The sequence below is a fragment of the Paraburkholderia sp. NPDC080076 genome (assembly GCF_050281145.1).
In the GTDB taxonomy this organism is placed as follows: domain Bacteria; phylum Pseudomonadota; class Gammaproteobacteria; order Burkholderiales; family Burkholderiaceae; genus Paraburkholderia.
This window is the reverse complement of sequence record NZ_JBNNWQ010000010.1, coordinates 219,636-232,938: the sequence shown is the minus strand read 5'-3', so window position 1 is coordinate 232,938 and position 13,303 is coordinate 219,636. Positions and strand designations below refer to the sequence as shown.

Annotated in this window: 11 protein-coding genes; 8 read left to right on the top strand and 3 right to left on the bottom strand. The window is 64.5% G+C overall.

Translation table 11 applies throughout. From position 1 onward, the window contains the following. Positions 1-33: 33 nt before the first annotated feature. Positions 34-924, bottom strand: a complete 891-nt coding sequence (gcvA, locus tag ACQKRQ_RS32760; RefSeq protein ID WP_408313861.1) for a transcriptional regulator GcvA — start codon at positions 922-924, stop codon at positions 34-36. A gap of 134 nt (positions 925-1,058) precedes the next feature. Between gcvA and ACQKRQ_RS32755 the strand changes: the two genes are divergently transcribed. The 7 genes from ACQKRQ_RS32755 (at position 1,059) to ACQKRQ_RS32725 (ending at position 10,020) form a co-directional block, all read left to right on the top strand. Beyond that, positions 1,059-1,904 carry a transketolase gene (locus ACQKRQ_RS32755; RefSeq protein ID WP_408177784.1) on the top strand — a complete coding sequence of 282 codons (846 nt, stop codon included), beginning with the start codon at positions 1,059-1,061 and terminating at the stop codon, positions 1,902-1,904. After that, positions 1,901-2,899 (top strand): transketolase family protein, encoded by a 999-nt coding sequence (locus ACQKRQ_RS32750; protein ID WP_427481541.1) that lies wholly within the window; start codon positions 1,901-1,903, stop codon positions 2,897-2,899. Before ACQKRQ_RS32755 ends, ACQKRQ_RS32750 begins: the two co-directional genes overlap by 4 nt. A gap of 88 nt (positions 2,900-2,987) precedes the next feature. Further along, positions 2,988-3,752 (top strand): SDR family NAD(P)-dependent oxidoreductase, encoded by a 765-nt coding sequence (locus ACQKRQ_RS32745; protein ID WP_427481540.1) that lies wholly within the window; start codon positions 2,988-2,990, stop codon positions 3,750-3,752. 168 nt (positions 3,753-3,920) lie between these two features. Next, positions 3,921-4,964, top strand: coding sequence for a TRAP transporter substrate-binding protein (locus ACQKRQ_RS32740; protein ID WP_132381753.1), 1,044 nt, complete (start codon positions 3,921-3,923; stop codon positions 4,962-4,964). Positions 4,965-4,968: 4 nt separating this feature from the next. Continuing rightward, on the top strand, positions 4,969-6,828 hold the full coding sequence (locus ACQKRQ_RS32735) for a TRAP transporter large permease subunit (protein ID WP_132381751.1): 1,860 nt from the start codon (positions 4,969-4,971) through the stop codon (positions 6,826-6,828). A 144-nt stretch (positions 6,829-6,972) separates the two neighbouring features. Further along, the gene (tkt, locus tag ACQKRQ_RS32730) at positions 6,973-9,036 is read left to right on the top strand and encodes a transketolase (protein WP_427481539.1); all 2,064 of its coding nucleotides are present in this window, start codon (positions 6,973-6,975) and stop codon (positions 9,034-9,036) included. Between the two features lie 18 nt (positions 9,037-9,054). Beyond that, complete coding sequence (locus tag ACQKRQ_RS32725; protein ID WP_427481538.1) at positions 9,055-10,020, top strand: D-2-hydroxyacid dehydrogenase; 966 nt, start codon at positions 9,055-9,057, stop codon at positions 10,018-10,020. Between the two features lie 58 nt (positions 10,021-10,078). On the opposite strand, the gene ACQKRQ_RS32720 is transcribed toward ACQKRQ_RS32725, so the two are convergent. Continuing rightward, entirely contained in the window at positions 10,079-10,855 is a 777-nt protein-coding gene (locus ACQKRQ_RS32720; protein ID WP_427481663.1) for an SDR family NAD(P)-dependent oxidoreductase, read from the bottom strand. 196 nt (positions 10,856-11,051) lie between these two features. Here ACQKRQ_RS32720 and ACQKRQ_RS32715 point away from each other — a divergent pair, with 196 nt between their 5' ends. Beyond that, positions 11,052-11,639, top strand: coding sequence for a TetR/AcrR family transcriptional regulator (locus ACQKRQ_RS32715; RefSeq protein ID WP_132381747.1), 588 nt, complete (start codon positions 11,052-11,054; stop codon positions 11,637-11,639). A gap of 86 nt (positions 11,640-11,725) precedes the next feature. Here the strand turns inward: ACQKRQ_RS32715 and ACQKRQ_RS32710 are convergent, their stop codons facing one another. Continuing rightward, positions 11,726-13,210, bottom strand: coding sequence for an esterase-like activity of phytase family protein (locus ACQKRQ_RS32710; protein ID WP_427481537.1), 1,485 nt, complete (start codon positions 13,208-13,210; stop codon positions 11,726-11,728). Between the last annotated feature and the right edge of the window lie 93 nt (positions 13,211-13,303).

The window sequence follows — 13,303 nt, the reverse complement described above, 5'->3', positions numbered from 1 at the left end:
CGAACCTCGCCATTCGAAGTCCGGCCGCGCATCTCACCTTTCCAATTCAGCAAACAGCCAGTCCTGAAAGCTGCGCAGCTTCGGCAAGTCGGCACGCGACTTCAACAGATTCAACGTATAGCCATTCACGCTGAGTCCCTCCACACCGAACGGCGCGACGAGCCGCCCGGTTTCCAGTTCGCGTTGCGCAAGCAGCAGGCTCTCCAGACACACCCCCAGGCCGTCGACCGCGGCGCTCAACGCCATGAACGAACGGTCGAAGCGCGGCCCGCGTCCAATATCGATCCGCGTCTTCCGATGCAAACGCATCCAGTCCCGCCAGCCGACCAGACAACCTTCGCTGTGAATCAGCGGATGGTGCTGCAGGTCCGCGACGCTGATGAGCGGATAGTCGCCGCTCATCAGCGCCGGCGCGCATAGCGGCACGATCGTCTCCGGCGGCAACTCCAGCACCAGGGTGCCGGCCGGTTGCAGCTTGCGCGGACCATAGCGAATGTCGATATCGACCGCTTCCGAAATCAGGTCCGCCGCTTCCGAAGACGCATTCAAACGCACGTCGATATCGGTATGCGCCGCGCTGAAGCGCGCGATGCGCGGCATCAGCCATTGGGTCGCGAAACTCGGCGTGCAGTGAATCGTGAGGATGTCGCTCTTCGCCACGCGACCGATCTCGCGCGTGGCCGCATCGATGCGCGCGAATGCCGACGTGATTTCCTCTGCGTATTGCCGCCCCGAGTCCGTCAGCAGCACCGTGCGATGCAGCCGATGAAACAGACGAATGCTCAATTGCTCTTCGAGCAGCTTGATTTGATGGCTGATCGCCGAGGGAGTCACGAACAGTTCTTCTGCTGCGAGCGCGAACGACGAAAGCCGGGCGGCCGCTTCGAAGGCTTGTATCGACTTGAGAGTGACGCGATTGTGCATGGCAGCATCCACGTGAATTCAATTCATCTATCGACCCATCTTAATTCGTTTGAGCGCTTGCAGGCGTGCGATTACGCTTGTCATCACTGGCTGCGGCGTCAATGCGGCCCACGCAAAAGACCTAGGAGACAACAGTGAACATCAGCGAAACCGCGCCGTATCCCGAACTCGCGGAGCACGCCTATCAGATCCGCCGCAACGCGCTGCGTATGGGCGAGGTGCAAGGCCAAGGCTATATCGGCCAGGCGCTCGACATTGCCGACGTGCTGGCGGTCGCCTACTTCCGCGCCATGCGTTATCGCGCCGACGACCCCGACTGGGAAGGCCGCGACCGCTTCCTGCTCTCCAACGGTCATTACGCGATCGCCTTGTACGCGGCGCTGATCGAAGCCCGCATCATCGCCGACGAAGAACTCGAGACCTATGGCAGCGACGACAGCCGCCTGCCGATGTCCGGCATGGCGAGCTATACGCCCGGCATGGAGATGTCCGGCGGCTCGCTCGGCCAGGGGCTGACGATTGCGGTCGGCCGCTGCCTCGGTCTTAAGCGCAAGGGTTCGGACGCCACCGTCTACACGCTGTTCTCGGACGGCGAACTCGACGAGGGCGCGGTGTGGGAAGGCCTGATGTCCGCCGCGCACTGGAAGCTCGACAACCTGATCGCGATGGTCGATGTCAACAACCAGCAGGCCGACGGTCCGTCTTCGGCAGTCATGGCGTTCGAGCCGCTGGTCGAGAAGTTGCAGGCGTTCGGCTGGTTCGTGCAGCGCGTGGACGGCAACGATCTCGCGGCGGTAGTCGCCGCGTTCGATGCGGCGCGCGCGCATCCCGAAGCGCAGCCGCGGATCATCGTCTGCGATACGCGCATGGGCTGTGGCGTGCCGTTCCTCGAAGCACGCGAGAAGAACCACTTTATCCGCGTCGATGCGCACGAGTGGCAACTCGCGCTGCAGGCGCTGGAAGCCGGGAGAACCGTATGAGCGCCGCCGCACCGAAACCGCGTCTGAAGACTTCGGCGATGATCGCCTCGATCGCCGGTGAAGGCCAGATCACCCGCTCCGCGCCGTTCGGCCGCGCGCTGGTGGAGTTGGCGCGCAACCGGCCCGAAGTGGTCGGCATGACCGCCGACCTCGGCAAATACACCGACCTGCATCTGTTCGCGAAGGAATTCCCCGAGCGCTTCTATCAGATGGGGATGGCCGAGCAGTTGCTGATGGGCGCCGCCGCCGGCATGGCGCACGAAGGCGCGCAGCCGTTCGTCACCACCTACGCGGTGTTCGCCGCGCGCCGCGCTTACGACTTCATCCACCAGGCGATCGCCGAGGACAACCTCGACGTCAAGCTGGTCTGTGCACTACCCGGCCTCACGACCGGCTACGGCCCGAGCCACCAGGCGGCCGAAGACCTCGCCCTGTTCCGCGCGATGCCGAACCTCACGGTGATCGATCCGTGCGACGCGCTCGAAATCGAACAGATGGTGCCGGCGATTGCCGACCATCGCGGCCCGGTGTATGCGCGGCTCTTGCGCGGCAACGTGCCGGTCGTGCTCGACGAATACGACTACCAGTTCGAACTCGGCAAAGCCAAGCTGCTGCGCGACGGCGCCGAAGTGCTGATCATCTCGTCCGGGATCATGACGATGCGTGCGCTCGAAACGGCCAAGGCGCTCGCCACGGACCGCATCGACGTGGGCGTGCTGCATGTGCCGACCATCAAGCCGCTCGACGCCGTCACGCTGCTGCGCGAAGCGCGCCGGCCGGGGCGTCTCGTGATCGTCGCGGAGAACCACACGGTGATCGGCGGCCTCGGCGAAGCGGTGGCCACCGTGCTGCTGACCAACGGCGTCACGCCGCCCTTCCGTCAGATCGGCCTGCCCGACGCCTTTCTCGATGCCGGCGCGCTGCCGACACTGCACGACCGCTACGGCATTTCCACCGAGGCGATGTGCGACACGATCAAAGGCTGGCTGCGCTAGGCATTGAATTGATCCGCAGGGCAAATCGTAATCACCGATTGCCAACCACGCAGCACAACATAAGCATCACACTCAGGAGATCCGCATCATGTCAGAGTCACGTCTTCTCGACGGCAAGGTCGCCGTCATTTCCGGCGGCGCGTCGCCGCGCGGCATCGGCATGGCGACCGCACGCAAATTCGCCGCTCATGGTGCGCGCATCGCCATTTTCGATCTCGACGAAAAGGCCGCGATCGACGCCGCCGCTTCGATCGGGCCGGAGCACCGCGGCTATGTGTGCAACGTCACGGATCGCGGCGCATGCCAGGCTGCTGTCGAGCGCACCGTCGCCGATTTGGGTTCGATCGATATCCTGATCAATAACGCCGGCATCACCCAGGCGGCCAAGCTGCTCGACATCGACCCGGAAAGCTGGGATCGCATTCTCGATGTCAATTTGCGCGGCGTGCTGTACCTGTCGCAAGCGGTCGTGCCGCAAATGAAGAAGCAGAAGAGCGGTTCGATCGGCTGCATGTCGTCGGTATCGGCGCAGCGCGGCGGCGGCATTCTCGGCGGCCCGCACTATTCCGCGGCCAAAGCCGGTGTGCTCGGCCTAGCGAAAGCGATGGCGCGCGAGCTCGGCAACGACGGCATCCGCGTGAACTGCGTGACGCCGGGCCTGATCCAGACCGACATCAACGCCGGCAAGATCAGCGACGACAAGCGCGTCGAGATTCTCGCGGGCATTCCGTTGAATCGCCTCGGCGTGCCCGACGACGTAGCCGGCGCGTTCCTGTTCCTCGCGTCGGACCTGTCCTCGTATATCACCGGCGCGGTGATCGACGTGAACGGCGGCATGCTGATTCACGGCTGATTCAAGGCCGATTCGTCCAGCAGGACGAGCCGTCTGGCGGGAGGCCGGCGGCGGCGATGGAGACACAGTAGTAGATAACAACCAGGCGCGGCGCGCGACACGTGCAGCCGCCGCGCTCGAAGTTCGAAAAACATAACGACGCGCGATCCAGGTTTGGAGGAAGACACCATGACTAACCGTTCGAACGCCCCGCAGGGCATCAGCCGCCGCACCTTTCTGAAAGCCGGTGCGACCTTGTCCGCAGCCGTGCCGTTATGGAGCGTCTCGCGGCGCGCCATGGCGGCGCCCGAGTTTTCATACAAGCTCGCCACCGGCCAGGACCCGACTCATCCGGTCAATATCCGCGCCCAGGAGGCGATCAATCACATTCGCGAGGCGACCAACGGCCGCCTCGACATCAAGCTGTTTCCGCAGAACCAGCTCGGCTCCGACACCGATCTGCTCTCGCAGGTGCGCAACGGCGGCGTGGAGTTCTTCAACCAGGCCTCGTCGATTCTCGCGACGCTCACGCCGGCCGCGGGCATCGTCAACACCGGCTTCGCGTTCAAGGACTACGACGCGGTGTGGAAAGCGATGGACGGCGACCTCGGCAATTACATTCGCGCGCAGATCGGCAAGTCCGGCATCGTATCGGTCAGCAAGGTGTGGGACAACGGCTTCCGGCAGATCAGTTCGTCCACGCGCGCGCTGCGTGCGCCGGCCGATCTGAAAGGATTCAAGATCCGCGTGCCGCAGGCGCCGATGCTGACCTCGCTGTTCAAGGCGCTCGACGCCGGTCCCGCTCCGATCAACTTCAACGAACTGTATTCGGCTCTGCAAACCGGCGTCGTGGAAGGCCAGGAAAATCCGCTGCCGATCATCGCCACAGCCAAGCTTTACGAAGTGCAGAAGTACATCAGCCTCACTTCGCACGTGTGGGACGGTTACTGGATTCTCGGCAACCGCGCCGCATGGGAACGGCTGCCGGCGGATATCCGCGCCATCGTCACACGCGAATTCGAAAAAGCCGCGATGCTGCAGCGCGCGGACATCGCGAAGCTGAGCAGCTCGCTGCGCGACGATCTGAAGACGAAGGGCATCACCTTCATCGACGTGGACCGCGAGTCGTTCCGCGGCGCGCTGGCCAAGACGAGCTTCTACCACGACTGGAAGAGCAAATACGGCGACGAAGCCTGGAGTCTGCTGGAGAAGTCCGTCGGAAAACTGGGGTAATGCGATGACCACGATCTCATATTCGCACGAGCGGCAGCACCGCTTCGCCTGTGCGCTCGATTCGGCGCTCGGGCACCTGGTGGAGATTCCCGCCGCCTTGCTGGTGCTCGCCGAAATCGTCGTGCTGCTGGCCGGTGTGACGAGCCGCTATATCCTGCACTCGCCGCTCGTCTGGTCCGACGAGCTCGCCTCGATGCTGTTCCTCTGGCTCGCCATGCTCGGCGCCGTGATCGCCTTGCGGCGCGGCGAGCATATGCGGATGACGGCGCTCGTGGGCATGGCGCCGCCAGGCGTGCGCGCGTTCCTCGACGTGGTGGCGATCGCCGCGCCGATCGCGTTTCTCGCGATGGTGATCGGCCCGGCAATCAGCTTCGCGCAGGACGAGTCGTTCATCACCACACCCGCGCTCGAACTGTCGAACTCGTGGCGCGCCGCCGCGTTGCCGGTCGGCTCGGCGCTGATGCTGCTGGTCGCCGTGGTGCGGCTCGCGCGCATGAGCAACTGGCGCCTCGTGCTGGGCGCGCTCGCGTCGGTCGGCGCGCTGGTCGGCATTTTCATCGCGCTCGGGCCGGTATTACGCGACCTCGGCAATCTGAACCTGCTGATCTTCTTCGTCGGCCTCGTGGCGCTCGGCGTGCTGAGCGGCGTGCCCATCGCGTTCTCGTTCGGACTCGCCACCTTCGGCTATCTCGCTCTGACCACGAACACGCCGATGCCGGTGGTGGTCGGCCGGATGGACGAAGGCATGTCGCATCTGATCCTGCTCTCCGTGCCGCTCTTCGTGTTTCTCGGCCAGCTGATCGAAATGACCGGCATGGCGGCGGCGATGATCGCGTTTCTCGCGAGCCTGCTCGGCCACGTGCGCGGCGGTCTTTCGTACGTGCTGGTCGGCGCCATGTATCTGGTGTCGGGCATCTCGGGATCGAAAGCCGCCGACATGGCGGCGGTCGCGCCGGTCCTGTTTCCGGAGATGAAAGCGCGCGGCGCGAAACCCGGCGACCTGGTCGCGCTGCTCGCCGCGACCGGCGCGCAGACCGAAACGATTCCGCCTAGCCTCGTGCTGATCACGCTCGGCTCGGTGACCGGCGTGTCGATTTCGGCGCTCTTCACCGGCGGCATGCTGCCGGGCATCGTGCTGGCGATCACGCTGTGCATCGTCGTGCAGTGGCGTTATCGGCGCGAAGACATGTCGGGCGTCAAGCGTGCGACTCGCGGCGAGATTCTGCGCAAGCTCGTGATCGCGTTTCCGGCAATCGCGCTGCCGTTCGTGATTCGCGCGGCGGTGGTCGAAGGCATTGCGACGGCGACCGAAGTCTCCACCATCGGCATTGCCTATGCGGTGCTGGCCGGCTTGCTGATCTACCGCCGTTTCGAGTGGACGCGCCTCAAGCCTATGCTGATCGATACCGCGACGCTGTCCGGCGCGATCCTGCTGATCATCGGCGCGGCCACCGCCATGGCGTGGGCGTTGACGCAGTCCGGCTTCTCGGGGCAACTCGCGCAGACCTTGGGCGGTTTGCCGGGCGGCGCGGCGATGTTCATGGCGGCGTCGATCTGCATGTTCGTGATTCTCGGCAGCGTACTCGAAGGCATTCCGGCCATCGTGCTATTCGGCCCGCTGATGTTTCCGATTGCGCGGGCCATGCATATCCACGACGTGCATTACGCGATGGTCGTGATCCTCTCGATGGGCGTCGGCCTCTTCGCGCCGCCGTTCGGCGTGGGCTACTACTCCGCTTGCGCGGTGAGCCGCATCCATCCGGACGAAGGCATGAAGCCGATTCTCGGCTACATCGCCGCGTTGATGGCCGGGCTGATCATCGTGGCCGCCGTGCCGTGGATTTCGACGGGCTTCCTGCATTGAGCCATTGAGTCCTTCAAGCGCGAGGCATGCGGCGTGCCCCGCCTCGCGCGATGTTCTTCCGCCCGTTTCTTCGGGCCGGTTCGTTAGCTTTGTCCGATCACCGCCCGCGGCGCATGACGCAGCGGCGTAGAGGAGCCTTTTGCCATGTCCACCACCGAAGCCCTATCTGTTGCACCGAACGCTTCGTCTGCTTCGATCACTTCACCGCCGCAGGTCGCGTCGGTATCAGCCGCGCAAGCGGCGCCGTTGCCCTTGGCCGACGCGATCCGTTTCCTCTCCATCGATGCGATTCTGCGCGCCGGCGAAGGCCATCAGGGCGTGCCGCTCGGCATGGCGGAAATCGCGACCGCGCTATTCACGCGTCACCTGAAATTCAATCCCGCCGATCCGACCTGGCCCGACCGCGACCGCTTCGTGCTGTCGAACGGCCACGGCTCGCTGCTGCTGTACTCGCTGTTGTATCTCACCGGATATGGCGCGATCGGGCTGGAACAGATCAAGACCTTTCGCGAGCTAGGCTCGCATTGCGCGGGCCATCCCGAGTACGAACCCGCGCACGGTATCGAGGCCACTACGGGCCCGCTCGGCCAGGGCATCGCCAACGCATTCGGCATGGCGATCGCCGAAGCGTATCTCGCGGCGAAATTCGGCAGCGACCTCATCGACCACTACACGTATGCGTTTGTCGGCGACGGCTGTCTGCAGGAAGGCATCGGTCAGGAGATGATTTCGCTGGCCGGGCATCTGCAACTGGGCAAGCTGATCCTCTGCTGGGACGACAATCAGATTACCGACGATGGCAGCACTTCCCTCTCGATCAGCGAGGACGTCTGCGCGCGCTTTCGCGTCGGCGGCTGGCATGTGGTCGAAATCGACGGGCACGATCTCGAAGCGGTGTCGGCGGCGCTGACGATCGCGCGCGCGGACCCGCGGCCTTCGATGATCGCGTGCAAGACCGTGATCGGCCGCGGCATTGCGCGCCTGCAAGGACAGCGCGGCGGCCACAGCGGCAAGCTGTTCCAGCCGGACGCCGATGCGGCCCGCGACGCACTCGGCTGGCCGCACGCGCCGTTCGAGATACCCGCGGAGATTCTGGCAGCATGGCGCGCGGCAGGACGGCGTAGCGACCCGCAGTATTACGCATGGCACGAACGTCTCGCTGCGTTGCCCGCCGCACAGCGCGACGAGTTCGAACGGATCCAGTCAGGCCATCTGCCGCAAGGCTGGCGCGACGTGCTCGACGACTATCGCAAGCGCGCCGTGGAGCGCGACGAGCCGCAGCCCGGCATCACCGTATCGGGCGAGATCAGCGATCTGCTTGCGCCGTTGTTGCCGGAACGCATGGTCGGCTGCGCCGATCTCGAAGCGCCCACCGGCCACAAGCGCCGGTTGCATGCTTTTACCGCTGAGGACCGCAGCGGCGCCTACGTCCATTGCGGCGTGCGTGAACACGTGATGGGCTCGATGGCCAACGGCATGGCCGCGCACGGCGGCGTGATCGCGACCAGCGTCACCTACCTGGCGTTCTCCGACTATCAACGTCCGGCCATGCGCATGGCCGCGCTGATGGGCCTGCCGGTTCACTACGTGTTCAGCCACGATTCGATCGGTGTCGGCAAAAATGGACCGACGCATCAGCCCGTCGAAATTCTCGCCTCGCTGCGCGCGATGCCGAACATGCTCGTGCTGCGTCCCGCCGATGCCGTCGAAGCCGCCGAGTGCTGGGCGCTCGCGCTCCAACATCGGCGCGGGCCGAGCACGCTGGTGTTCGCGCGCCAGGCGCTGCCGTTGGTGCGCCGTGAATATAGCGCCGAGCCGCTCTCGCAGCGCGGCGCTTACGTGCTGGCCGAAGCCGAGGGCGGCGCGCGCGCGGTGACGCTATTGGCAACCGGTTCCGAAGTCGCGTTGGCCTTGCAGGCGCGCCGCCAGTTGCAGGACGAAGGCATTGCAACGGCCGTGGTGTCCATGCCGTGTTGGGAGATTTTCGACGAACAGGACGACGCCTATCGCGCAGCCGTGCTCGGTTCCGGCACCGTGCGAGTCGGCGTGGAAGCGGCGTTGCGTTTCGGCTGGGACCGCTATCTCGGCGAACGCGGCAGCTTTGTCGGCATGACGGGTTTCGGCGCGTCGGCTTCGGCGGAGACGCTGTACGAGCACTTCGGCATCACCGCGCAGCATATCGTCGCTGAAGCGAAGCGGCATCTGTAAATCATCGGGGACATGACCATGCATAAAATCGTTTTTCTGGACCGCACGACCCTCGCCCCGCAGATCGTATTGCGCGAGCCGCGCTTCGAGCATCAGTTGATCGAGCACGACCGCACAACGCCGGATCAAATAATCCAGCGCCTCGCTGGCGCATCGATTGCGATTACCAACAAAGTCGCGCTAACCGGCGAAGTGCTGGAGCAATTGCCCGATCTGAAACTCGTTGCGGTGGCCGCGACCGGTACGGATTGCGTCGACAAGGCAGCTTGCCAGCGGCTCGGCATTGCGGTGAGCAATATTCGCGGCTATGCGATCAACACCGTGCCGGAGCATACGTTCGCGCTGATTCTCGCGCTGCGGCGCAATCTGGTCGCCTATCGCGACGACGTGCTCGCCGGCGAGTGGCAAAAGTCCGGGCAGTTCTGCTTCTTCACGCATGCGATTCACGATCTGGCCGGCGCACGGCTCGGCATCATCGGTGAAGGGGTGCTTGGGCAGCGCGTGGCGGAACTCGGCAAAGCCTTCGGCATGCAGCCGATGTTCGCCGCGCACAAGGGACGCGAAGGGCTCGGCCCGCTGTACACGCCGTGGGATGAAGTGCTCGCGACCAGCGACATCATCACCGTGCACAGTCCGCTCACCCCGCACACGCGCAACATGCTCGCCATGCCCGAGTTTCGCGCGATGAAACGCCGGCCGCTGATCATCAACACGGCGCGCGGCGGACTCGTCGACGAAGCGGCGCTCGTGCAGGCGCTCGATGAAGGGCTGATCAGCGGCGCGGGTTTCGACGTGACCGCAGCCGAGCCGCCCGCCGACGATAACCCGCTGTTGCGCGCCGCCGGCCGGCCGAATGTGATTCTGACGCCGCACGTGGCGTGGGCGTCGGACGAGGCGCAGCAGAGTCTGGCGAATCAGTTGATGGATAACATCGAGAACTTCGTCGATGGTGCGCCGAACAATCTGGTGAGCGGGGCGTATTGAATCGATAGCCGCGCCGCCGATTCGTCGTCCGGCGCGGCTGTCTATCGCTACCGCCGCATCAAGCCTGACGGAAAATCGGCGCGCCCCACGGGGCTCCGATCGTACCGCCATCCACGACGATCTCCGCGCCCGTCATTCCCGACGCATCGCCGGAAGCAAGGAACAGCACTGCTGCCGCCACTTCTTCCGGCGCGGCGAGGCGCGCCATCGGAACGCGCGGCGCGAGAGCCTGTTCGGTTCCGTCGAGCGTCGCGCCTTCGCGCGCGCCACGCGTCCAGATCGGCGTGCGCGTGCCGCCGGGGATGACTGTATTCACGCGAATACCACGCTGCACCAACTCCGACGCGAAGACCTTCGCCATGCCCGTGATGCCGGCCTTGGTGGCCGAATACGCCGACGAACCAGGCGAGCCGAGTTCGCGCATCACCGAACCGTTCAACACGACCGCGCCACCCTCGCTCATCAACGGCAATGCGGCTTGCACCGTCAGAAAGACCGCGGTCAGATTGGTGCGAAGAATCGCCTCGAACGCCGCGGCCGTCGTGCCGCCGAGCGGCGTCGGACCGGAGATGCCGGCGTTGGCGAACACGATATCGAGCGACCCGAATTTGCTCTTGATCTGTTCGAACAACGAGTCGATATCCGCTTCGTTATCCAGATTGGCCCGCACGCCCAGCACATTTTCGCCGAGTTCGGACACGGCCTGATCCAGCTTCGCACTGTCGCGGCCGGTGATCACCACCTGCGCGCCTTCGGCAATCAGCAGCTTCGCCGTGACGAAACCAATACCGCTATTCCCACCGGTAATCAACGCTGTTTTTCCCGTGAAACGCATCATCTCTCTCCTCGATTGCGCCGCCAACGTGCCGGAAAACACGGCCGTGCGACGCCTGTAACGGTTAGGCGGCCCAAAAACGCCGCCGCGTACGGACATCCGCAAAGACGCCCTCATCGAACAATCTGCATGTTGATCATCATGCACATTTTCAGTATTATGCTCATCATGCAGATTGTCAAGAGGGGTGACGGAAATGGGCTACTCGCAGGCGCAAAAAGCAGAAAGCCGTCAGCGTGTGCTGGAAACGGCGGCGCGGCAGATTCGGGAAGACGGGATCGAGGCGCTCGGCGTGGCGGACTGTATGCGGCGCGCCGGCCTCACGCATGGCGCGTTCTACGGCCACTTCGAGTCGCGTGACGCGTTGATCGTCGAGGCGCTGGAATATGCCGTCGCGCAAAGCGAGAAACGTATCGCCGCTTCGATCGCGGCGGCGAATTCGAACGGGTCGGCGAAGAAAGAACCGTTGCGGGCGTTAGGCGAAATGTTTCTCAGCGAGAAACACATCAAGAATCCGGGCAACGGCTGCGCGTTGTGCGCGCTTGCCGGTGAGGCGCGGCACGCGGCACCGGAAGTTCGCGATCGTCTCACGCAATACGTGCACAAGCTGGCATCGCGAATCGCGCAGACGTTGGCCGGCGATAGCGAAAACCTGGCGCTCGGTATCGTCGCGACCATCGTCGGCGCGGTGACGCTCGCGCGCGCCGTCGACGACCCCGAACTCGCCAGATCGATTCTCGCGGGCTCGCTCGATCTGATCGTGGCGCAAGGCGCTGACGCTTAGCTTGATGTAGCGGCGCCGGCATCGGCCGGCGCCGCCCTTCTGTTGCTTCAATGCGCGTCGGGAAATGCGAGGCGCGCGTCAGCGGCTCAATGATCGTCGTCGCGATCGGGGCCGCACGCGCGGTCCGAGTCACCGTGGTCATGACGATGATCGCCGTGACGATCGTCATCCACGCCGGGCAGTTTTTGCGCGACGTACGCCGGCAAGTCGCTCGGGTCCCACGCGAAGGCGAAAAACTGATTCGGGTTCGCAATGCCGGCCGGATGGTTGGTGTCGGTGATCGTGCCCAGGAAGTCGTTGTCGTTAGCGACGAACAGCGTGTGCTTCTTGACACCGCCGACCACGACGTCAGGACCGAACGCGAGACCCTCCAGCTTCGCCGGAATATCGTTCGCGTTGTAGCCGTGCGCGGTGAGCGTGGCGACCACATCCAGAAACAGCGTCTTCTGCACCGCGTACGGCGCGAGGCCGGCCTCGCCGCTCGCGCTGCTGACGTCCTGAGCGCCGTTCAGGTCGATATGGAACACCTTCTTGAACACGGCCGTCGAGTTATCGCCCAGCCCCTGCCCGTCCCGCTCGTCCATCAGCAATTCATGATCGTTGACGGCGACCACGTCGCTGATGGTCGGATATTTAGGCTTGGCCGCCGTGCCGATGTTCGTCAGCGGATACGCGAACTGGGTCGTCCTACCGGTGCGCACGTCGATCCTGACGATGCGCGTGTACGCGCCGTTCGTGCCGCCATCCTGGATCAGCGGGCTTTGCATTGCGCCGAACAGCGTCTTGCCGTCCGGCGAGATCGCGAGGCCTTCCATGCCCTTGTTGGCGACGCGGCCCGAGGTGTTCTCCGATATTTCATCGTTGCCGATCGGGCTCAGCGTGGCAACCGCGAATGCGTCCGGCAGCTTATATGTGTCGATGCGGCGGCCACTGCGGCGATCGAAACGATAGACGTAAGGGCCGTATTCGTCCGAGATGAAGACGCTGTCGCCGTCATTGCTCACGCGCACGCTTTCGGGATCGAAGCGCGCGTCGCGGTCGTCCGTCGACAGGCGCGTCGGATCGAAGTTGTCCGAGCGGCCGGTGAAGTAGCTGGTGTGATTGCGGCGGTTGAGCGCCGGCGCGCCGTTAGGTACGCCCGCGGCAGCGCCTGTGCCATACACCAGCCTGTCGTTGGTGTGGAGCAGCGTCGTGGCGAGCAGGGTCGGCGTCATCGTGTACGGAAGCGAGGCGCCGGCCGCGCCGGGTTTCAGACGCAGGCGCAAGGTCTGAAAACGGTTGATATACGAGGCGGTGTCGTCGATCGCCGCGTTGTACGACACGGCATTCGGGCCACGGTCCGGCACGGCGACGAACGTATGGCAGCCCGCGTAACCGATGCCCGAACCGAGGCCGCCGAGCAGATTGCCCGCCACACCGTTCTCCAGTGGCGCCGCGGTTTCCTTCGATAGATCGCCCGTGAGGCCGCTCAGTTGGCCAACCGCAATAAGATCGACGCCAGCATGCGCGACCGTTGCGACGAAAAGCGACGAAGCGATCGCCGTCAGAGCAAAGATTCTTGAACGAGCCACGGTGTCTCCTTGAGTGGAATGCTTGTTGTCGACGGATCGGGTGCGCGGCGTCGTACATGGGCGCCTGGTCCGCGTGGAGGTGCGAAAGAAGTG